Genomic DNA, 21593 nt, shown 5'->3' on the forward strand with positions numbered 1-21593 from the left:
CAGGAGGGAAACCCAACCACCATGAAGCACCACAACGGCCTCAAGACGGCGGTGCTGCTCGGCGCGATGTCGGCGATCGTGATCGCCATCGGCTACGCCTTCGGCGGCTCCACCGGCGTCGTCATCGCCGCGGTGATCGCCGTCGGCATGAACGCCTACGCCTACTTCAACTCCGACAAGATCGCGCTGCGCACCATGCGCGCGCGGCCCGTCTCCGAGGCGGAGGCGCCGCAGCTGTACGGCATGGTGCGCGAGCTCGCGCAGCGCGCCGGCCAGCCGATGCCGCGGCTCTACGTCTCGCCCACCATGCAGCCGAACGCGTTCGCGACCGGCCGCAACCCGCAGAACGCGGCCGTCGCGGTCACCGAGGGCATCCTGCACCTGCTCACGCCCGCCGAGCTGCGGGCCGTGATCGGGCACGAGCTGTCGCACGTCTACAACCGCGACATCCTCATCTCCTCGGTCGCCGGCGCGCTCGCCAGCATGATCACGATGATCGCGAACCTCGCGATCTTCCTCCCGCTCGGCTCGTCCGACGACGACCGGCCCAACCCGCTGGTGCTGCTGCTGACGATGATCCTCGGCCCCGTCGCGGCCGGGATGATCCAGATGGCGGTCTCGCGCTCCCGCGAGTACGAGGCCGACGCCGACGGCGCCCGCCTCACCGGCGACCCGCTCGCGCTCGCGAGCGCCCTGGAGAAGATCGCTGCGGGCGTCGACCGGATGCCGGCCCGCGCCGACAGCCGGGTCGCCGAGCAGTCGCACCTGATGATCGAGTCGCCGCTGCGCGGCGGGGGCCTGGCGGGCCTGTTCTCGACGCACCCGCCGACCGAGCAGCGCGTCAAGCGGCTCCGCGAGATGGCCCGCGGCGTCGTCCGCTAGCGGAAGTCCAACGGGCACACCGAAAGCCGCGCCAGCTCGGCTGGCGCGGCTTTCCGCAAGTCAGATGTCGCTCCGGCGTTCGCGGCGCTAGTAGATGCTGCCGCCGATGTCCTTGATGCCCGTCCGGACGTCGAGGAGGTAGATCAGCGACGCCGCGATGGAGACGAGGGCGAACAGGTTGAGCCCGGCGTAGCCGCCGAAGAGGAGCGACAGGACGAGGCTCACCACGAGGAGCCCGATCCAGGTGCCCTTCGAGAGGGTGCCGACGGCGTTGAACGCCTCCGGTTTCTGCACCGCGCAGTGGATGACGGCGATCAGGGACAGCAGAGCGCCCCCGTACCCGATGATCTGCGAGACCACGCCTCGGACCTCGAAGGCGAACACGGCATCGAACTCTGGCATGTGGCCCAGCCTACCCGCAGGTGCTCTGAAGCCGGTCGGCTCGGCTACTTGCCGAGCTTGCGACGCTGAACGCGGGTCTTGCGGAGCAGCTTGCGGTGCTTCTTCTTCGCCATGCGCTTGCGCCGCTTCTTGATGACCGAGCCCATAGAGCTTCCTCACAGGTGTTGACTAGACGATACTTTGAGCCCGACCAGCCTAGCTCGTCGTCCCGGCGGCCCCCTCGCCGGGCGAGTTCGAGCGAAGGCCCCGTCACAGCTTCCGCGTGGCGGGGCCAGAGCCGGCGGGCGGGGTCATTCGTCCGTCTGGAGGGCCTCGGAGAGGTAGGTCTTGACAGCGCTCTCGGGGACGCGGAAGGAGCGCCCCACCCGCACCGCCGCGATCTCACCGTTGTGGACGAGCCGGTACACCGTCATCTTCGAGACGCGCATCAACTCGGCCACTTCCGTCACCGTCAAGAACTTGACCTCGTCGAGGAGGTCCCCGGGTTCGCTCATGTGTCTCACCGTTCTGTCGAGGGCTGTTGCGAGCACTATTGCCTGTGCAAGGACGTGGGGTTGTGTGATGTGTTAGAGGTGCGGTGGACGCGAATGCCCTATGAACCGAAACAAGTCGGTCGTCACGAAGCGTGACGTTGATGTCTTTCGATTGGGATGTTGCTCATGTTACGGCAGTCCGCGCCACCCGGCAACACCCGATCTCACACCGTCTGGGCAATGAATGCCGTAATCTCCTCCATCAGCGCGGCGTAGTCCTTTCCGTACACCGTCTGCGCGGCGTCGACCGCCGGGGTGCCCTCGCGCGCGGTCATGCCGAAGAACTCGGCGAACGCGTCCACCCCGTAGGTGTCGATCATGTAGTGCACGCCGAGGAAGCCGCAGCCGTACTTGCCGGAGCCGGCGAGCGTGTCGTCGTCCTCGTCGGGCGGCAGGATGTCGGTCGCGCAGCCGCCGGTCGCCACGTAGTCGCGCACGTCCCACAGGCGGTCGTACTCCTCGAGCGTGCGGTCGCCGTGGTCGATGTACTCGGCGACGCCCTCGACCATCCACCAGGTGTCGTCCGCGTACCGCTCGGACGGCGCGGCCCACAGGGTCACGGCGTGGCCGAGCTCGTGGCGGATGACGGACACGAGCCCGTCGCCCCAGCCGGTGCGGTCGACGCCCATGACGGTGGCGTACGTCGACGGCTGGCGCTCGCCGTCGATGGTCCCGTTGAGCGGCAGGGCGAACCCGAGGACGTCCTCGGAGTCCCACATGCCGCCGAACCAGAGGTCGAACTCCTCGTCGCTGGCGATGTAGATGACGTACCGGTCCGGCTTCTCCCAGTACGCCCACTGGTCGGCGTTCTCGGCGGCGGCCTCGGAGATCTCCAGGGCCTCGTCGAGGCGGGCCTCCATCGAGGCCGGGACGGCGGTGACGGTGCGCTCCCCGACCGCGGCGACGAGGTCGGTGACCTCCCACGGGTGCGGGCCCTCGCCGAACTCGGAGTTGGCGACCTCGATCATCCGCATGCCGCTGTCGTCGGCGCGCCAGCGCGTGTCGAACACGATGTCGGCGGCCTTGCAGGTGTCGGCGGGCTCGACGAAGCAGTAGGAGAGCGCGATCGAGATGTCGTAGAGCGGGACGGCGCCGGAGGCGTCCTCGATCGGCCCGGAGGCGATCTGGTAGTCCCAGCGGGAGACCTGCATCTGGGTGAGCGACTCGAACCGGCCGGTCATCTGGGGGTGCAGGGTCGGGTCGTAGGCGGCGAGCCAGCCGTCGAGGCTGCCGTTGAGGAGCGACTCGGACTGGGCGCCGAGCACGAGCTCGGCCTGCTCGCGCAGGTAGGCGAGGATTTCGGACTGGGTGGCGTCCGGGCCGGGGCTGGGGACGGTGCCCTCGCCGGGCTCGACCGCGAGGCCCTCGATGGTGCCGGTGTCGCCCTCGATGAAGCCGGGCCGCCAGCCGTTGACGAGCGCGCCGGCGAGGACCGAGGAGGCGACCAGGGCGACGACGACCAGGAAGGTGACGAAGTGGTTCCGCTTCGGCTCGGGCCGCGGCTGGTAGTAGGGGGCGGGGCCGCCGGGCCAGGGCGGCATGGCGCTGACCGGGACGGGGCCGGGGGGAATCGGTCCGGGAGGCATCTGCCCAGGGTGGCCGTAGCCGGGCGGGACGGCTCCCGGCGGGACCATGGCAGGGGCGCCCATCGGCGCGCCGGGGGGCATCATGCCGGGCGGGGCCATGTCGACCGGGAGGGCCGACGGCGGCTGCGTGGGCTCGATGAGCGGCGGCATGGGCGCGGGCTGCGGGAGGGCGGTCTGGGCCCCTTCGGCCTGCGGCAGGACCGGCCCGGCGGCGCGGGGCGCGTCGGCGGCGCCGCGCTGCTCCGGCACGAGCGGCGGCGCGGGCGGGCCCGCCTCGGCGGGCTCGGCCGCGGAGTGCTCGGGCGTTGCCGGGGGGAAGTCCTCGGGGGCTTGAGTCACGTTCGCAACTGTAGTCGCCGTTCGCTAGTCGCGCGAGCCGCGGACGGGGGCCGTGCGCTGGGCGTCCATCGGTTCCGGCGCAGGTTGGGGCGGCCGGCGGCGGTGATCTCCGCCTCCGGCCGCGCGCGGGTCCGCTAGGACTTGGTCCACAGTGAGCGGAGGAACACGGCGAGGTTGGCGGGGCGCTCGGCCATGCGGCGCATGAGGTAGCCGTACCACTGGTCGCCGTAGGGCACGTAGACGCGCATGCGGTAGCCCTCGGCGGCGAGGCGGAGCTGCTCGGAGGTGCGGATGCCGTAGAGCATCTGGAACTCGAAGGAGTCCTTGCCGCGGTCGTACCAGCGGGCGCGGTCGATGCCGATCTCGATGAGGCGCGGGTCGTGGGTGGCGAGCATCGGGTAGCCGTCGCCGGCCATGAGCGCGTTGATGCAGCGCACGTAGGAGCGGTCGACGTCGAGGCCCTTCTGGTAGGCGACGGACTCGGGCTCCTTGTAGGCGCCCTTGCACAGGCGGATGCGCGAGTCGGCGACGGCGAGGGACTTGCAGTCGTCCTCGGTGCGGCGCAGGTAGGCCTGGAGGACGGCGCCGGTGTGCTCGAACTCGCCGCGGAGGCGCTGCACGATCTCCAGGGTGGAGTCGGTGACGGTGTGGTCCTCCATGTCGACGGTGACCGTGGTGCCGGCGTCGGCGGCGGCGGTGCAGATCTCGCGGGCGCGGTCGTACGCGAGCTCGGCGTCGATGCGCTGGCCGAGGGCGGAGAGCTTGACGCTGACCTCGGCGGCCTTCGAGAGGCCCTCGCCCTTGAGGGCGGCGAGGAGGTTCAGGTACTCGTCGCGGGTGGCGTCGGCCTGCTCGACGACGACGGTGTCCTCGCCGAGGTAGTCGAGCGTGGCGAGCAGTCCGTCGGCGGCGAGCGCCCGGGTGGTGGCGACCGCCTCGGCCGTGGTCTCGCCCGCGACGTAGCGGCGCACGAGCGACCGGGACACGGGCGCGGTGCCGACGAGGCGCTCGATCTTCGATGACCTGGCGGCGGCGAGGATGACAGAACGCAGCATGAGTGCAGCGTAGCCTCCCACGGACCGGGATCAGGTCACGGTGGCATAACGCAAGGGCATCGACATTGGAAACCAAGCCTGAACGAATGAACAGTGCTCAGCTTCCAAGGCGCGAGCCGCGACCTGACCCCGGTTCACATTGGCCGAAGGTCACAGCTGGGTGTACGGCCGCTCCAGCCGGGCGGGATCGAAGCCCTGCTCGGGGGCGGGGTCGGTGACCGGCAGCGGCTCGTAGGCGCTGACGTCCATCGCCCGGGTCACCTCCAGGTCCGGTCGGCGGCGCGCCAGGCTCCAGCCGAACGGGACGGCCGCGGTGTCGGCGATGACGACGCGCCGGGCGTCCTCCAGGCGCAGCGCCTCCAGGCGCCGCAGCGCGATCCGGCGGAGGCTGTGCCCGCGCACCGCCTTGTAGCCGCGCCAGAAGAACCACTTGCGGATGAGGCGCACGGCCTTGGCGTGCGCGCGCACCAGCCGGCGGCCGGCGCCGCCGGCGGGGCCGGGGAGGCGCGCGGCGCGGCGGAGGACGCCGCCGGGGCCGCGCTCGACCAGGAGCGTGTACGTCCACACGAACGGCTGCCGGTTCTCGCGCCGCGCGAGCGACAGGACCTCGGCGCGCGGGTCGAACCGCGGGGCCTGCTTCCAGCCCTGGCCGTCGGCGACGAGCACCGTCACCGGCACCCCGCGGGAGAGGAGGTAGTCGAGGTAGCCGTTCACCCGGGGGACCGCGGCCTTCCGGAAGGCCACCACCACGATGCGCTCGCGGGCGGGCGCCGCCTGCACGGTGTCCACGGCGGTCACCGCCCCTTGCCCACGAGGTCGCGGGCCCACTGCTCGAACGGGGCGAGCGCGGCCTCCCGCGTGAACGACCGCGCGTACTCGCGGGCGCGGGCCGCGGTCCCGGGGTCGGCCTTGCGGGCGGCGTCCCCGGCGTCGGCCATCGCGGCGGCGACGTCGGCCGGGTCGAGGCTCGCGGGCTCGAACCACAGCGGGTAGTCCCGCAGCAGCTCCTCGGCGGCGCAGCCGCGCTCGTGGACCGAGACGATCGGTTTGCCGGTCGCCATGTACTCGAACACCTTCCCGGTGGTGACGTACTTGGATCCGCCGTTGAGGAACACGAGGACGTCGCTGGCGGCGTAGGCGGTCCCGATCTCGGACTTGGGGACCGGCCCGCGGTAGGTCACGCCCTCGATCTCCTTGTCGAGGCCGAGCTCGGCGCGGAGCTTCATCTCCTGCGCGGAGAAGAACCCGATGTGGCCGAAGAAGTCGAGGCGCGCGCCCGGGTGGGACCCGGCCGCGGCCATGAGCCGGTAGCCCTCCAGGAGGGAGCCGATCGGCTGCACGTGGGTGAGCGTGCCGACGAACGCGAAGGTGAGCGGCCGCGACTCGTCCGGCGCGGAGGAGAACGCCTCGGCGTCCATGACGTCGGGGTCCCAGCCGTTGAGCACGACCTGCATCCGGTCGGCCGCGTACGGGTACTTCGCGGCGTGCCAGTCGCGCAGCGCCTCGTTGACGTGGACGGCCGCGGCCGCGGTGCGGTGGATCTCCGCCTCCCACTTCCAGGCCGCGTGCCCGGGCGGGAACTTCTCGGTGTTCTCGAACTGGTCGAGCGTCCACGAGTCGCGGTAGTCGATGACGAACGGCACCTTGGTGCGCCGCTCCAGCTGCCAGGCGGCCCAGAAGGACGCGAACGGGTTGCCGGTGGCGATCACGAGGTCGAACGGGCGCTCGCGGTGCAGGCGCCGCCCGGTCCGCACCGCGCTTTCGGCCCAGGTGACGTAGTGCTCGGGGAAGGTCGTGTCGAGGCGGCGCTGGTACCGCCGCTGGGCGAGGACGGGGAAGTTCCCGCGCCAGAAGGAGTAGTTGCGCAGGTCGTTGTCCCACGCGAAGAAGTCCATCTCGGGCTGGAGCACCTCGACGCGCGGGTCGACCGTGTCGACGAGCGCCTCGTCGACGGAGCGGACGAACTCGTAGAAGAACCGGTCGGGGGCGCGCAGGACGGTGACGTCCCAGCCCTGCTCCGCGAAGTGGTTCGCGGTCGCCCGGGCGCGGAAGACGCCGCTGGCGCGCGAGGGCGGGAAGTAGTACGCCAGGTAGAGCAGGCGCGGGCGCTCAGGCACGGGCGGCCTCCGCTCGGGTCTCGAAGGAGAAGGTGGTGACGAGGTCGGGCCGCGCCTCCAGGAGCGCGGGGAGCGCGGCGGCGCTCAGCTCGACCGCCTGCGGCTCGTGGAGGACGAGCCAGTCGAAGTCCCCTTCGGCGAGGACCGCCTCGACGGCCGCGCGGCGGTGCGCCTCGCGCAGCGCCTGCGTCTGGGGCCAGCGGCGGCGCGTGATCGGGCCGAGGACGGTGCGCCGCCACCAGGACGGCAGCCCGCGCAGCGGCCCGCGGCCGAGGCGGCGCAGGATCGCGAGCGGGATGCGGCGCAGCACGATCGCGACGAACGTCGGCTCCGGGGCGCGGATCTCGCTCGCCCCGGTCCAGGCGACCTCGACGCGCTCGTCGAGCGGGGTCAGCTCCCAGTCGGGGTGCTCCTCGGCGAGGAGGCGGACGCGGTGCCCGGCGTCGGCCGCGGCGCGCGTCTCGGCGGCGAGCGCGCGGCGCCAGGCGCTCTTGGGGGCCACGAACAGGACGGTCATCGGCGTGCTCCCTGGTCCCAGACCTCGAAGTGGCGGCGGGCCACGGTCTCGTACGAGTACTTGGCGCGCAGGTGCTCCCGGGCGGCCGGCACGTTGGTCCGCTCGGGGTACCGCTCGCGCAGGTCCCGGTAGGCGGCGACGAGGACCTCCGGGTCGTCGTCGACGTCGTACAGCCGCCCGGCCGCGTCCTCGATGCCGCGCAGGACCTGGTCGGAGCCGCCGCAGCGGCTCACCAGGACCGGGGTGCCGGCGGCCAGGGCCTCGACCACGACGACGCCGAACGTCTCGTGGCGGCTGGTGTGGACGAACAGGTCGTGGGCGGCCATGAGGGCGGGGACCTCGGCGGGGTCGACGGAGCCGAGGAACTCGACCGAGCCGGAGAGCCCCAGCTCCTCGGCGAGCGCCTCGAGGTTCGCGCGGAGCTTCCCGTCGCCGGCGAGGGTGAGCGTCAGCCCCGGGTCCTCCTCCCGGCACCGCCGGAACGCCTCCAGGAGGTAGTCGATCCGCTTGCGCTCGTTCAGGGCCGCGACCGACAGCCAGCGGCGCAGCGCGGTCGGGGCCGCGGCGCGCGGGGCGCCGAAGTCGATCGGGTTGGCGATGTACTCGAGCTTCCCGGCGTGGTGCGGGAACTCGGCGGCGATGAGGCGGTGCAGCGGCTCCCCGACGACGAAGAAGCCGTCGGCGCGCTCCAGGACCTCGTCGTACCGGGCGCGGGCGGCCGGCTGCTCCAGCAGCTGCGCGAGGAACGAGGAGTGCTCGGTCATGTGGACGCGCGCGCCGGGCGCGGCGTTCTCCAGGGCGGCCCAGCCGCCGGTGATGGGGACGTGCGCGTGGACGATCGGCGCCTTGAGCGGCGCGCCGCCGAGGAAGGCCCGCAGCCAGCGCGCCGAGGCGTCGGAGTGGGTGATCCACTCCGGGTCGCGGGGCGTGAGGGTCGGGACCCGGTGCAGGACGGCGCCGCCGGCGGTCGCCAGGGGCACGTCGGAGCGGGCCAGGAGGCGGGCGTGGAGTTCGACGACCGCCGGGTCGGCGTCCAGCGGCGCCCCGGGGGCCCCGACCGGCCAGCTCTTCAGGTGGTACACGTCCAGTTCCGCGCACCCCCCGGCGACGGCCTCCACCTGGGCCCGGACGAAGGCCCCCGCGTAGGTCACCTCCGGGTCCGGGTACCAGGGCGTCACCACGGCGACGTGCCGGTCTGCGTTCACGGTGTCCGGTGTTCCTTTCTCAGGCGCCGAGCTGGCGCGCGTAGAGGTCGGTGAGGCGCTTCGCCTGGCCGTCCCACGTCCACTCGTCGAGGGGGACCTGCTCGGCGTACGCCTTGCGGTAGGTCTCCGGATCGGCGAGCACGCGCTCGACGGCGCGCGTGAAGTCGGCGGTGTCCTCGGCGGTGAAGACCTCGCCCTGGCCGGTGCGGCGCACCAGCGCCGACATCGTCTTCACGTCGGAGACGACGATCGGGATGCGCGCGTGGCTGTACTCGAAGAACTTGGTGATGAGGGAGATCTCGTGGTTGCCCCAGTGGTGGATGGGGATGACGCCGAGGTCGGCCTCGGCGAGGAACGGCACGACCTGCCGGTGCGGCACGTACTCGAGGACGTGGACGCGGTCGGCGACGCCGAGCTCGGCGGCCCGCTCCCGGGTGCGCTGGACGTAGCGCCAGTGCGGGTAGGACACGATGAGCGCGGCGTGGACCTCCGGGAGCGCGGGGAGGGCCTCGACGAGGATGTGCAGGCCGCGCTGCTCCAGCGGGGCGCCGCTGTAGACCATGAGGGGCGTGGCGGGGCCGATGCCGCAGCGCTCGCGCAGGCCGGGGACGGGCCGCTCGACCGCGCCGCCGGTGTCGGGCACGTTCATGACGACCTCGGGGAGCTCGGGGAGGCCGTGGCGTTCGCGCATCATCTCGGCGAGCGTGTCGGAGACGGTGACGACCGCGTCGGCGTGCGGCGCGAACTCGCGCTCGTGGCGCAGCTGGGCGTCCTTCCACCACGGGTGGTTCTTCCACGCCTTCATGCCGGGCAGGTACTCGTGGGCGTCCCACACGAGCTTGACGTCCCGACCGGCGGCCTTCGCGCGGAGCTTCGCGCGGGCGCCGACGCCGAGCATCTGGAAGTCGTTGGCGTGGATGAGGTCGGGCCGCAGCTCGTCGACGACGGGCCCGAAGGACAGCTCGAGGTCCCACAGGGCCGGGTCGAGGCGCCGCCAGGCGCGGTCGCCCATGACGGCCTTCCAGTAGGACGCGGCGAGCCGGTCGACGCCGCCCGCGGCGGCGGCCCGGTCGGCCTCGAGCTTCCGGGTCGCCTTGCGGCGCAGGCCGGTCCAGGCCCAGAACAGGCGGTAGGCGGCCTCGCGGGGGGCGAGCGCGAGCGGCGCGGCCCCGCGGGCCCGGTCGGTGTCGAGGTCGGCGCGCCAGGCGCGGGCCTGCCGGTGCCGGTAGGCCGCGAGCGGGCCGGGCGGGTAGGCGAGCGGGGAGCGCAGCCAGCCGCGGCGCATCTCGTGGCGGCGGCGGTCGAAGACGCGGTTGACGGGGACGAGCCGCACGGTCGCGCCCCCGAGCGCCCACTCCTCGGCCTTCCCGGTCGGCGAGGCGCCCAGGAGGACGACCTCGTAGCCGGCGGCGGCGGCCGACTCGGCCTCCTTCTGCACGCGCGAATCACCGGTGACGCCGTTCTGCACGAGCATCACGATCCGCCGGGCGCGCTCCGCCATGGTTCCTCCGAGTTCACCTTACGTCGGCCGGGCGGTCGCGGGCTTCCCGGCGGGGCCCATCGTACGAGACGAACTGCTTCACCTCGCGTTTCCCTGACGTTGGGCGGCCGTACCCCGCGCATTCGCTGCGGATTCGCGCGCGCCGGCCGGTTCGGCCCGCCGCCTCCCGGGAGCCGCCGGATGCGCTAGCGTTGGACCGCCGCCGGCCGCCCACCTGCGCGTCCGGCGCGCGTGCGAGTCCCGAACCGATCCCGAGGAGACCAGTGAGCAATCCCCGGCCGCGCATCGTCATGCTGGTGCAGAACCACGTCAAGGGCGACTCCCGGGTGCAGAAGCAGGCCAGGTCCATCGCCGCCCTGGGATGGGACGTGACGCTCCTGGGCGTCTCCCCCAACCGGCGCGAGCACACCGGCACCCTCGGCGGCGCGGCCGTCCGCCTCATCCCCCTGGAGCCGGGGCTCCACCAGCGCCCGCACGAGTTCCGCACCAGCTTCCCCCGCGACCCGCTCGCCTACGGCAACGCGCTCAAGGCCCGGTGGAAGACCCAGCAGCTCGAGGCGAAGCGGGCCGACGTGACGGCCGCCAAAGCGGACTACGCGCACTACGGCCGCCGGCTGCCCGCGGTCCGCCGCGCCGGGCGCTGGGCCGCGCTCCAGGCGCACCGCGCCGCGTTCAAGCTCGGTGCGAAGTGGACGCGGATGCGCGTGCGGCGCACCGACGCGCTCCTGGAGCGGCGCAAGCGGTGCGACGCCCCGCTCGACCGGGCGGCCGCGTTCTTCTGGAATGCCGTCATGGGCGACCGCGCCTGGCGGCGGCTCGACCCCGACCTGTGGCGCTACGAACTCGCGTTCGGGAAGGTCATCGACCGGCTCGCGCCCGACGTCATCCACGCCAACGACTTCCCGGTCCTCGGCGTGGGGGCGCGGGCGAAGCTGCGCGGCCTCGCGAAGGGGCGCGACGTCAAGCTCGTGTGGGACGCCCACGAGTACCTCGCGGGCATCAAGCCGTGGCGGATCCACCCCCGCTGGCACCCCGCGCAACTCGCCCACCAGCGCGAGTACGCCCCGTACGCCGACGCCGTCGTCACCGTCTCCGCCGAACTCGGCGCGCTCCTCCAGCGCGACTTCAAGCTCGCCGAGCCCCCCGCGGTCGTGCTCAACGCGCCCGGGGACCCGTCCTCGGCCGGAGCCGACGAGGAGCTCGTGGTCGCCGACTCCAAGGGCCGGCCGCCCTGGCCGGCCGCCGAGACCGGCGGCGAGGCGGCCGTGCCGAGCCTCCGCGGGCGCTGCGGCCTCGGCCCGGACGTCCCGCTCATGGTCTACAGCGGCGGCGACGCCCCGCAGCGGGGCCTCGACACCATGATCGACGCGCTCCCCGCGCTGGCGGGCGTCCACGCCGCGTTCGTGGTCCCCCGGCCCGAGGGCGCCTACGCGGGGACGCTCCGCGACCGCGCCGCCGCGCTCGGCGTCGGGGACCGGGTGCACTTCCTGCCGTACGTCGACTACTTCCAGGTGGTGCCGCACCTCGCCGAGGCCGACCTCGGGGTCATCCCGATCCACCACTGGCCCAACCACGAGATCGCGCTCATCACGAAGTTCTTCGAGTACAGCCACGCGCGCCTGCCGATCGTCGTCTCCGACGTCGAGGCCATGGCCGCGATGGTCCGGTCGACCGGGCAGGGCGAGGTGTTCACCGCCGAGGACACCGCCGACTTCACCCGCGCGGTGGAGGCGGTCCTGGCCGATCCCGGCCGCTACCGGAAGGCGTACGCCGGGCCCGTCGACCTCGACGCGTGGACGTGGGAGCGGCAGGCCGAGGTCCTGGAGGGCGTGTACCGGCGCACGCTGGGGCGCTGACGCCCTCCGTACAATCGTCGCGGCGACCCCGCCACGACATCCCCCGTCCCCGAGTTCAGGTGGAAGCAGCAGATGCACTACAGGGTCCAGGAAACCGCGCAGGTCCACGAGAGCGCGACGGTCGGCGAGGGCAGCTCCGTGTGGGAGCTGGCCCAGATCCGCGAGCACGCCGAGCTCGGCGCGAACTGCGTGGTGGGCCGCGGCGCCTACATCGGCACCGGCGTGCGCATCGGCGACAACGTGAAGATCCAGAACTACGCGCTCGTGTACGAGCCCGCGCGGCTCGCCGACGGCGTGTTCGTCGGCCCCGCGGCCGTGTTCACCAACGACCACAATCCGCGCGCGGTCGCGACCGACGGGTCGCTCAAGCGCGCGCACGACTGGGAGGCCGTGGGCGTGGACGTCGCCGAGGGCGCCTCCATCGGGGCCCGCGCCGTCTGCGTCGCCCCGGTCCGCATCGGCCGCTGGGCGATGGTCGCCGCCGGCGCCGTCGTCACCAAGGACGTGCCGGACTTCGCGCTCGTCATGGGCGTGCCCGCCCGCCGCGCCGGATGGGTCGGCCGCACCGGCGAGCGCCTGCGCGACCTCGGCGGCGGCGTGTGGGAGGACCCGAAGAACGGCGACCGCTTCCGCGAGGAGGACGGGGTCCTCGCCGAGGACGGCAGGCGCTGAGGCGCCCGGCGTGACCCGGCCGCGGGCTTCGGGGCCGGGCCGTCAGCGTTCGAGGAAGGGCCGCAGCGCCTCGGCGGCGGCCCTGCCGTCGTGCACGCGGCGGGCGAACCGCCGCGACTCGGCGCCGAGTTCACGGGCCCGGTCGGGGTCCTCGACGAGCGCGACGACGGCCGCTTCGAGCGCGGGCGCCGCGGCGCGGACGACCGGCGGCTCCTCCCCCGTGCGCGCCGCCGCGGACTCGTGCAGGTCGGCGAGCACGGGCCGGCCCGCCGCCATGGCCGCGACCGCGAAGGGGCCGTAGCAGCCGAGCCCGAACCGGTCGACCACGAGGTCGGCCCCGCGCACCAGGTCGCGCACGCGCGCGGGCGGAAGCCCCTCGACCGGGCGGTACGCGATCTTCCCGGCCGCGTCGAGCCGTTCGAGCACCGCGGCGACGTCGTCGCCCGCCGGGAGGTCCGACGGGGCGCGGAGCACGACCGGGCGGGCCCGCTCCATCACGGGCGCGTCGGAGTGCCAGCGGTCGACGTCCGCGGTCAGCGGCAGCCAGACCGCTTCGGGCAGGTCGTCCAGGAGGTCGGGCGCGGTCGCGAACAGCGGCAGCCCGGACGCGCGGGCGAGCTCGCGGGCCTGCGCCGCCGTCGTCAGCAGCCGCTCCCGGACCTCCTCCGGAAGGTCCCGGTACACCGAGTGCGCGTGGCGGGCGGCGTGCCCCTCGGGGTCGCGGAGACCGCCGCCGTGGAGCAGCAGCGCCGCGCGGACCCCGGCGCTCCGCAGCGACGGCAGGTCGCCCAGGAGGTCGCCGCGCCCGCCGAGCACCGGACCGCCCCAGTCGGCGAGGAGGTGCGTGTACCCGAGGACCTGCGCCGCACGGCGCTCCCGGTGGCCCGGGTCGCCGAGTTCGGCGGCGGTGAAGGTCTCGTCGGCGGGGTGGCCGGGGACGCCGCGCGACCGGAGGGCGACCACCTCGACGCCCGTGTCCGGGAAGTGCCAGGCGACGGCCTTCGCGAGCGCCGCCAGCTGCCCGTCGCCGTCGACCGGGCCCAGGCCGAGGCGCACGGCGTCGCCGGGGTCGAGCCGGGGCCACGGCGTCGCGGACCCGAGGCGGGCGCGGGCGCGGACGTGCCGCACCCGGTCCGGGTCGGCGAGGAGCTGCTTGACCGCGGCGGTGACGGCGGCCGGGTCGTCGGCCCGCGCCGTCTGGCCGACGCGGTGCCGTTCGCAGTACCGCTCGGTCGCGGGGGTCGCGGGGAGCAGCACCGGGACGCCCGCCTCGAGCGCAAGCGGCAGCTGCGGGGGCAGCGTGTCCTCGCGGGCCGGCGCGGGCAGCACCACGGCCGCCGCGGTGGACAGGAACGCGCCGACCGGGCCGGTCGGGACGACCGCGTCGGCGAACGCCGCGGTCCGCGCCGGGTCGGGGCAGACGACGACGGTGCGGACCTCGGTGAGCCCGGCGAGGCCGCGGACGGCGGTCGCGGTCCACTCGTCGCCGGGACCGCCGTCGAGGACGGCGACGACCGGCTGGTCCGCGGGCGCGCCGGCGCGCTCGCGCAGCTCGTCGCGGGCGGGCTCGGGGGCCGCGGCCCGGGCCGGCGCGGGCCCCAGGAGCTCCTCGTAGAGCGCGGTGTAGTGCCGGGCCTGCCGCTCCCAGCTGTACTCGGACAGGATCGCCGGGTCCCGGTACGCGCGCCGGTACGCCGCCGGGTCGGCGAGGATGCGGCGGACGGCGGCGGCGAGCCCCTCGGCGTCCCCCGAGGTGTAGACCTCGCCGCTGCCGAGGCGCCGGACCTCCGCCGACATGGCGGCGACGTTCGACACGACCATCGGCAGCCGCGCGTGGCTGTACTCGAAGTACTTGTTCGGCAGCGACACCTCGTGGTTGACCGGGCCCGTCTGGAGCGGGTACACGCCGATGTCGGCCGTCTCCAGGAACCGGGGCAGGTCCGCGTAGTCGACGTAGCCGCGGAAGTGGACCCGGTCCCCGATCCCCAGGGACTCGGCGAGGGCCTTGAGCGACTGCACGTAGGGGTTGCGGTGGCGGCTGACGACCAGCGCCAGGTGCAGGTCCGGCACGAGGCGCGCGGCCTCGATCATCTCCTCGAGGCGGCGCTCCGGGGAGGCCCAGCCCGCGTACACCGCCAGCGGCACGGCCGCGTCGAGCCCGCAGGAGCTGCGGATGTCGCCCGGGTGCGGCCGGTCCGGGTCGGGCCGCAGGGGCGCGTTGAGGACCACCGCCGGGAGCCGGTCGAGGCCGTGGGTGTCCCGCAGCAGCTCGGCGAGCGGCTCGGAGACCGTGACCACCGCGTCGGCGTGCGGCAGGTAGCGGCGCTCGTAGCCGGTGAGCGCGATCCGCTGCGCGGGCGGCTGCGCGTCGAAGCCCGGGCGGAACTCGTGCGCGTCGTACACGAGCTTGACGTCGCGGCCCCTGCTCCGCAGGTGCGCGGCCGCCCGGGCGCAGATCCCCAGCGGGTACACGTCGTGGGCGTGCAGCAGGTCCGGCTTCAACCGGATGATCTTGAGCCGCAGCGCCAGCTCGATGCGGGTCGCGTTCAGGTCCAGGCGCTTCCAGGCGCGGTCGCCGAGCAGCGCCGTCCACCAGCGGCGCTCCAGGCGCTCGAGGTCGCCCTCCTCGACCTCCGTGAAGCGCACGCGCTTCTCGGTCGAGGCCGCACGGCGCTCCAGCCACTCGCGCTCGACCCTGCGGCCGAGGCGGCGCACCCCGCGCGCCGCGCGCAGCAGCCCGTCGTCGCGCGCACGGGACCGCTCCAGGCGGTCGGCCTCCAGGTCGATGCGGGCCGCCCGGACCCGGTGCGGCACCTCCAGGGCCCGGTCGGCGTCGGCGTAGGCGAGCGGGAACCGCAGCCGGGCGACGCGATCGCGCAGCCGCGGCGGCTCGGTCAGCTCCGGGAGGGGGCAGCGGTGGACGGTGTACCCGCCCCGGCGGTGCCGCTCCTCCTTGCCCGAGACGGAGAACCCGACGAGGTGGACGTCCCAGCCGTCCTCGGCCATCGACTGCGCCGCCTTCTGGACCCGCGAGTCCCCGTCGATCCGGTTGGCGACCACCATGACGACACGGGGAGGACGGGTCTGGGTCTCCATGCTCGGGCGGGTCCTTCCAGGCGTTCGGCCTAACTGCCGAGGACGATGTGGCGCCGGCCGGCCCAGGCGTGGGGGTCGGTGACGCGACGACCGTCGAGCAGGACCGTCACCCCGGGCAGGTCGGAGGGGGTCAGACCACGGTACTCGTCATGGTCGGCCTGGACGACGGCGGCCGTCACCTCTTCGCCCCGGTGCGCCGGCAGTCCCTCGGCCTCCAGTTCGGCCGGGGTGTACAGCGGGTCGGACACGAACGGCTCGGCGCCGCGCTCGCGCAGGGCCTCGACGAGCGGGAACACGCCCGAGAACGCGGTCTCCTTGACCCCGCCCCGGTAGGCGGCGCCCAGGACGAGCACCCGGCGTCCTTCGAGGCCGTCGCAGGCGGCGGCGAGGACGTCCACGGCGTACGAGGGCATGGCGCGGTTCGCGGCGCGGGCCGCGCGCACGACCGTCGCCTCCGGGTCGTTCCACAGGTACATCTGCGGGTAGATCGGGATGCAGTGGCCGCCGACGGCGATGCCGGGGCGGTGGATGTGGCTGTACGGCTGCGAGTTGCACGCCTCGATGACCTTCATGACGTCGAGGCCGCGCTGGTCGGCGAACCGCGCGAACTGGTTCGCGAGGCCGATGTTGACGTCGCGGTACGTGGTCTCGGCGAGCTTCGCCATCTCGGACGCCTCGGCGCTCCCGAGGTCCCACACGCCGTTGGGGCGCGGCAGGTCCGCGCGCTCGTCGAAGTCGAGGACGCGCTCGTAGAACGCGACGCCCGCGGCGGCCGAGGCGGCGTCGACGCCGCCGACCAGCTTCGGGTAGCGGCGCAGGTCGGCGAAGACCCGGCCGGTGAGGACCCGCTCGGGGCTGAAGACGAGGTGGAAGTCCGTGCCGACCGTCAGGCCCGACCCGGCCTCGAGCATCGGGCCGAACCGGTCGCGGGTGGTGCCGACTGGGAGCGTCGTCTCGTAGGAGACGAGCGTGCCGGGCTTGAGGCCCTTGGCGACGGCCTCGGTGGCGGCGTCCATCCAGCCGAAGTCGGGGACCCCTTCGGCGTCCACGAACAGCGGCACGACGAGCACCACGGCGTCGGACTCGGCGACGGCCGCGGTCGTGTCGGTGGTGGCGCGCAGGCGGCCCGCCGCGACGTTCTCCTTCAGGAGTTCGGCGAGGCGGTGCTCGCCCGGGAAGGGCTCGACGCCGTCGTTGACGGCCTGGACGGTCCGGGGGTTGACGTCGGCGCCGACGACCCGGTGCCCCTTCGAGGCGAACTGGACCGCCAGCGGCAGCCCGATCTTCCCCAGCGCGACCACACAGATGTTCATGGGCTCTCTTTCTGACGAGTTGCGTTGCGCCTTTAGCTACGCAGCCGAGAGTGAACAGCGCCCGAACGCCAGGAGGCGTGTCGATGTCGGATTGGGGCATCGACGGTGCAGGGCGCGCCTCGGGTCGTCCGAATTCACCTGTCGGACAGGAAGCCGAGCAGCCGGGAGGCGCCGCGCCGCGTCGCCCGCTGGCGGACCCTCACGACGATGCTCCGCTTCGGGCCCCACTCTACAGAGACGCCGCGGAGCATGCCCTCCCGGCGCACGTAGCCCGCGGGGGCCGTGAGCGGGAGGTCGTACACGAAGCCGCCCAGGCGCACCGAGGCGCGCAGGGCCCACCGGCCCGGGGGCCGCTCCAGGAGGTCGCCGAGGGCGACGCGGGCGGTGACGACGGCCAGGCCGCCGTCGGCGCCGGTCTCGACCTCGGCCGCGACCTCCCAGGCGGGGGCCTCGGCGCGGGCCGCCCGCGGCGCGGGCGACTCGCCGTCGGCGAGGACGACCGCGCCCACGGACACCGCGTCGGGGCCGAGGCCCTCGACGGGCAGGAAGCACGAGTACTCGATCCGGTAGTCGGCGCGGCGGACCCCGGTCCACACCAGGTAGCGCGGCGCGGCGCCCCGCGCGAGCATGTCGGTGAGGGGTTCGCCGTCGGCGGCGTACCAGGCGTCGGGCAGGCCCGAGGCGTCGCGGAACCCGGGGAGCCGGGCGTAGAGGCGGCCGTCCTCGGCGAGGAGGCCGGGGGCGGTCTCGGCCACGGCGGCTTCGAGGAGGTCGAGGTCGCGGCGCTGGGCGAGGGAGACGCGGACGCGCAGGGCCACCGGGAGGCGGCGGCGCAGCTCCTCGGTGAGGTGCGCGTCGGCGAAGTCGGCGACGGCCCGCCAGGCCGCCGTGCGGGCGAACGCGTCGGATTCGAGGGCGCGGGCGTCGAGGGCCGCGGCGACCTCGCGGGTGAGGACGCCCAGCAGCAGCGCGTCGCGGGCCTCGGGGGCGAGGCCGGTCGCCGCGGCGGCGAGGCGCTCGGCCGCGGCGGTCCACTCCTGCGGCGCGGCGTCCGGGCGCGGGGCGGGGTCGTCGTCGCAGACGGCGACGGTCGCGGCCTCGGCGAGGGCGCCGAGCGCGAGGAGCTCGGCGTCGCCGGCCTCGCCGCCGTCGGGGCAGCGGACGTCCGCAAGGAGCTCGCGCCGGAACAGGCGCGCGGCCTCCAGGGCGGTGAACGCGGCGGGGCCCGCCGCGCCGGCGAGGCCGGCGGGCGCGCCGCACAGCAGCACGTCGGCGTCGCCGGCGGCGTGCAGGAGCCGTTCGAGGCGGTCGGGCGCGGGCCGCTCGCCGGGGTCGACGAAGACCACGTAGCGGCCGCGCGCGGCGGCGAGGGCGGCGGCGCGGAGGCCGCCGGCCGGGCCGCGGACGACCCGCACCAGGTCGGGGTGCTTCTCGGCGAACCGGTCGACGTCCTCGCCGTCCCCGTCCGCGGTGGCGGCGACGACCTCGAGGCGGCCGGGGCCGAGGGTCTGCGCGGCGAGGGCCGCCAGGCAGTCCACGGCGCCGGACCCGCCGTCGGGGACGACCGCCACCGCGGTGAGGTCCAGCGGGGCGCCGGTCATGCGGACGGTGCCAGGGAGACGGTCTCGCCGGTCGCGGCGGAGCGGAGGATGGACTCGGAGACCTCGACCGTGGCCGCGCCCATGCGCAGGTCGACGATGTCGCCGGACTTGCCGAGGACGGCGTTGCGGAACTGCTCGTGCTCGACCAGGAGCGGCTCGCGCTTGCGGATCGCGTAGCGGATCATGTCGCCTTCGGAGACGCCGCGGAAGTTGCTCAGGGCCTCCCACTCGTTGGCCTCGACGCCGTTCGCGTAGAACGTGAGGTCGGCGGTGAGGGTGTCGGCGATGAAGCAGCCGCGGTCGCCGGTGACGACGGTCGTGCGCTCCTTGAAGGGGCTCAGCCAGTTCACGGAGTGGTTGGCGATGACGCCGTTGCCGAGGACGCCGACCGCGGAGACCATGTCCTCGTGGGGGCGGCCCGAGCGGGAGACGGTGCGCGCGGAGACCGACACGTACGGCTGGCCGGTCACGAACCCGGTCAGGTCGATGTCGTGGGTGGCGAGGTCCTTGACGACGCCGACGTCGGCGATGCGGCCGGGGAAGGGCCCCTGGCGGCGGGTGACGACCTGGAGGATCTCGCCGAGCTCGCCGGCGGAGAGCCGCTCGCGGAGGCTCGCGATCGCCGGGTTGAACCGCTCGATGTGGCCGACGGCGCCGACGAGGCCCCGGGCCTCGAACGCGTCCGCGAGCCGGGCCGCGGCCTCCGCGGTGTGCGCGAGCGGCTTCTCGATGAGCGCGTGGACGCCGGCCTCGGCGAGCGCCAGGCCGATCGGCTCGTGGTGCACCGTGGGGCAGGCGACGACGGCGTAGTCGATGCCGAGCTCCAGGAGCTGGTCGACGGTCTGCACGAGGCGCACCCCCGACGGCAGCGACGCGGCGTCGGCGACCGGGTCGGCGACGGCGACGAGGTCGACGCCGTCGAGGGCGTGCAGCACGCGGGCGTGGTTGCGGCCCATCGCGCCGAGGCCGATGAGGCCCGCGCGGAGCTGGGTGCCGGTCATGGTCAGACCTCCAGGGCGTTGACGGCGTCGACGATGCGGTCGAGGTCGCCGCCGGTGAGCGACGGGTGGACGGGGATCGACAGGACCTCGGCCGCGGCGCGGTCGGTGACGGGCAGCTCGACGTCCATGTGCGCGTACGGGATCAGCTTGTGGATCGGCGTCGGGTAGTACACGGCCGAGCCGACGCCGGCGGCCTTGAGCTGCTCGAGGGCGCCGTCGCGGTCGCCTTCGACGCGCACGGTGTACTGGTGGTAGATGTGGTGCGCGCCTTCGGCGACCGGCGGGGTCGTCACGGTCTTGATCGCGGCGTCGAAGCGGGCGGCGTTGGCGCGGCGCTGCTCGGTCCAGGCGCCGAGGCTGCGGAGCTGGACGCGGCCGATCGCGGCGGCGACGTCGGTCATGCGCATGTTCGCGCCGACGATCTCGTTCGCGTACCGCTGCTCCATGCCCTGGTTGCGCAGCAGGCGGAGGGTGCGGGCGAACTGGGCGTCGTCGGTGGAGACCATGCCGCCCTCGAGGGAGTGCATGTTCTTCGTGGGGTAGAAGCTGAACGTGCCGCCGATGCCGAACGAGCCGACGGGCTTGCCGTTCACCTTCGCGCCGTGGGCCTGGCAGGCGTCCTCGAGGATCGCGAGGGAGTGGCGCTCGGCGATCTGGACGAGGCGGGTCATGTCCGCGGGGTGGCCGTACAGGTGGACCGGCATGATCGCGACGGTCTTGGGGCCGACGAGGGCTTCGACGTGGTCGGGGTCGATGCAGAAGGAGCCGGGCTCGATGTCGGCGAACACGGGCTCGGCGCCGACGAGGCGGACCGCGTTCGCGGAGGCGGCGAAGGAGAAGGACGGGACGATGACCTCGTCGCCGGGGCCGACGTTCATGGCCATGAGGGCCAGCTGGAGCGCCGAGGTGCCCGAGTTCACCGCGACGCAGTGCGCGGTGCCGGAGACGGCCGTGAACTCCTCTTCGAACGCCGCCACTTCGGGGCCCTGCACGACCATGCCGCTGCGGAGCACCGCGACGGCGGCCTCGATCTCTTCCTCGCCGATGTGCGGCTTCGCGGGGGGGATGAACCCCTGGTTGTCGGTTGGCACTGGGCCCCCTGTACTGGTGGATCGTTGACGGATGCGCGGCCGGGGTGCGGACGCGAGGACGATGGTACCGACGTGCCGGGCGGGCGGCGCCGCCGCGTCGAGCCTGTGGCGGCCCAGGTCGCGGGGCGGGTCAGACCCGCTCGTACGGTGACGGGAACGGGAAGTAGCGGTCGAGGAAGCGCCGCACCATGGCGCTGATCTCCTCCTCTCGCTCGGGCGGGGTGTCGACGTCGTTCAGGCAGAAGTACTCGGCGTCCCTCGTCCGCGCGAGTCCTTCGAGGAGGCGGCCGGCGTCGCGGTGGCCGATGTCGACGTAGTGGAGCTTGGAGGCGCCGGGGACGGCCCGGCCGGTGAGCATCGAGTAGTGGTGGAGCATCCCGACGAACTCGATGTCGGCGGGGTCGCGGAACCGCGAGCGGGCGGTGGCGTCCACCGCGGCCGCGTAGCGCTCGGCCATCTCGGCGGCCGCCTCGCGCAGCTGCGGGTGCGGGATGTGCTTGAACTTGCTCACGGTCTGGCGGCCGAAGTCGGCTTCGAGCAGCGCCCGCACGTTCCGGCCCGCGGAGTTCGGGGCCGAGTCCTCGGCGCGGGCGTCGCCGACGCCGATCTGGAGCGGCGAGAACGGCAGCTGCGCGAGCCCGCTGGGGTGGAAGAACTTCTCGGCGCGGCTGGGGACCCCGAAGAACACGTCGTCGTTCATCACCAGGTAGTGGTCGGCCAGGCCGGGGATGCGGTGCAGCTGCGTGGCGATGGCGTGGGAGGAGAACACCGGGAGCACCGAGGGGTCGGCGAAGATCTCGGCGTGGTCGACGATCCGCACGCCCTC

General features: G+C 74.1%; 19 protein-coding genes. 3 read left to right on the forward strand and 16 right to left on the reverse strand.

The genetic code is table 11. The features are described 5' to 3' along the window. The first annotated feature begins 21 nt into the window (after positions 1 to 21). Positions 22 to 882, forward strand: a complete 861-nt coding sequence (gene htpX / locus EIW28_RS20050) for a zinc metalloprotease HtpX (protein WP_125249472.1) — start codon at positions 22 to 24, stop codon at positions 880 to 882. 87 nt (positions 883 to 969) lie between these two features. Here the strand turns inward: htpX and EIW28_RS20055 are convergent, their stop codons facing one another. The 10 genes from EIW28_RS20055 to EIW28_RS20100 all read right to left on the reverse strand — a co-directional run bounded on the left by EIW28_RS20055 (position 970) and on the right by EIW28_RS20100 (position 10137). Beyond that, positions 970 to 1284 (reverse strand): DUF2516 family protein, encoded by a 315-nt coding sequence (locus EIW28_RS20055; RefSeq protein WP_125249473.1) that lies wholly within the window; start codon positions 1282 to 1284, stop codon positions 970 to 972. A 44-nt stretch (positions 1285 to 1328) separates the two neighbouring features. Continuing rightward, the gene (locus tag EIW28_RS20060) at positions 1329 to 1430 is read right to left on the reverse strand and encodes a 30S ribosomal protein bS22 (RefSeq protein WP_081687713.1); all 102 of its coding nucleotides are present in this window, start codon (positions 1428 to 1430) and stop codon (positions 1329 to 1331) included. 144 nt (positions 1431 to 1574) lie between these two features. Beyond that, on the reverse strand, positions 1575 to 1778 hold the full coding sequence (locus EIW28_RS20065) for a helix-turn-helix domain-containing protein (protein WP_091031906.1): 204 nt from the start codon (positions 1776 to 1778) through the stop codon (positions 1575 to 1577). Between the two features lie 203 nt (positions 1779 to 1981). Further along, positions 1982 to 3742, reverse strand: coding sequence for a hypothetical protein (locus EIW28_RS24360; protein WP_158630475.1), 1761 nt, complete (start codon positions 3740 to 3742; stop codon positions 1982 to 1984). A 134-nt stretch (positions 3743 to 3876) separates the two neighbouring features. Continuing rightward, positions 3877 to 4797 carry a proline dehydrogenase family protein gene (locus tag EIW28_RS20075; protein ID WP_125249474.1) on the reverse strand — a complete coding sequence of 307 codons (921 nt, stop codon included), beginning with the start codon at positions 4795 to 4797 and terminating at the stop codon, positions 3877 to 3879. 150 nt (positions 4798 to 4947) lie between these two features. Further along, complete coding sequence (locus tag EIW28_RS20080; protein ID WP_125249475.1) at positions 4948 to 5595, reverse strand: hypothetical protein; 648 nt, start codon at positions 5593 to 5595, stop codon at positions 4948 to 4950. After that, complete coding sequence (locus EIW28_RS20085) at positions 5592 to 6914, reverse strand: glycosyltransferase (RefSeq protein ID WP_197717379.1); 1323 nt, start codon at positions 6912 to 6914, stop codon at positions 5592 to 5594. The genes EIW28_RS20080 and EIW28_RS20085 overlap by 4 nt, the downstream gene beginning before the upstream one ends. Next, positions 6907 to 7431, reverse strand: coding sequence for a hypothetical protein (locus EIW28_RS20090; protein ID WP_125249476.1), 525 nt, complete (start codon positions 7429 to 7431; stop codon positions 6907 to 6909). Before EIW28_RS20090 ends, EIW28_RS20085 begins: the two co-directional genes overlap by 8 nt. After that, positions 7428 to 8636: a glycosyltransferase gene (locus EIW28_RS20095; protein ID WP_197717380.1), complete on the reverse strand. Its 1209-nt coding sequence runs from the start codon at positions 8634 to 8636 to the stop codon at positions 7428 to 7430. Before EIW28_RS20095 ends, EIW28_RS20090 begins: the two co-directional genes overlap by 4 nt. A gap of 19 nt (positions 8637 to 8655) precedes the next feature. Then, the gene (locus EIW28_RS20100) at positions 8656 to 10137 is read right to left on the reverse strand and encodes a glycosyltransferase family 4 protein (protein ID WP_197717381.1); all 1482 of its coding nucleotides are present in this window, start codon (positions 10135 to 10137) and stop codon (positions 8656 to 8658) included. A gap of 263 nt (positions 10138 to 10400) precedes the next feature. Here EIW28_RS20100 and EIW28_RS20105 point away from each other — a divergent pair, with 263 nt between their 5' ends. Continuing rightward, positions 10401 to 11993: a glycosyltransferase family 4 protein gene (locus EIW28_RS20105; protein WP_197717382.1), complete on the forward strand. Its 1593-nt coding sequence runs from the start codon at positions 10401 to 10403 to the stop codon at positions 11991 to 11993. 72 nt (positions 11994 to 12065) lie between these two features. Next, on the forward strand, positions 12066 to 12665 hold the full coding sequence (locus EIW28_RS20110) for an acyltransferase (RefSeq protein ID WP_125249477.1): 600 nt from the start codon (positions 12066 to 12068) through the stop codon (positions 12663 to 12665). 42 nt (positions 12666 to 12707) lie between these two features. Here EIW28_RS20110 and EIW28_RS20115 read toward each other — a convergent pair whose 3' ends face one another. The 6 genes from EIW28_RS20115 to EIW28_RS20140 all read right to left on the reverse strand — a co-directional run. After that, positions 12708 to 15761 (reverse strand): glycosyltransferase family 4 protein, encoded by a 3054-nt coding sequence (locus tag EIW28_RS20115; RefSeq protein WP_125249478.1) that lies wholly within the window; start codon positions 15759 to 15761, stop codon positions 12708 to 12710. A 29-nt stretch (positions 15762 to 15790) separates the two neighbouring features. Next, on the reverse strand, positions 15791 to 17074 hold the full coding sequence (locus EIW28_RS20120) for a nucleotide sugar dehydrogenase (RefSeq protein ID WP_125249479.1): 1284 nt from the start codon (positions 17072 to 17074) through the stop codon (positions 15791 to 15793). 134 nt (positions 17075 to 17208) lie between these two features. Continuing rightward, on the reverse strand, positions 17209 to 18675 hold the full coding sequence (locus EIW28_RS20125) for a glycosyltransferase (RefSeq protein WP_125249480.1): 1467 nt from the start codon (positions 18673 to 18675) through the stop codon (positions 17209 to 17211). Further along, entirely contained in the window at positions 18672 to 19676 is a 1005-nt protein-coding gene (locus tag EIW28_RS20130; RefSeq protein ID WP_125249481.1) for a Gfo/Idh/MocA family protein, read from the reverse strand. The genes EIW28_RS20125 and EIW28_RS20130 overlap by 4 nt, the downstream gene beginning before the upstream one ends. A gap of 2 nt (positions 19677 to 19678) precedes the next feature. Next, entirely contained in the window at positions 19679 to 20767 is a 1089-nt protein-coding gene (locus EIW28_RS20135; protein WP_125249482.1) for a DegT/DnrJ/EryC1/StrS family aminotransferase, read from the reverse strand. 130 nt (positions 20768 to 20897) lie between these two features. After that, on the reverse strand, positions 20898 to 21593 hold a 696-nt coding region (locus tag EIW28_RS20140; RefSeq protein WP_187350634.1), incomplete at its 5' end, for a stealth conserved region 3 domain-containing protein.

This window comes from Glycomyces terrestris (assembly GCF_003933745.1).
GTDB lineage: Bacteria > Actinomycetota > Actinomycetes > Mycobacteriales > Micromonosporaceae > Glycomyces > Glycomyces terrestris.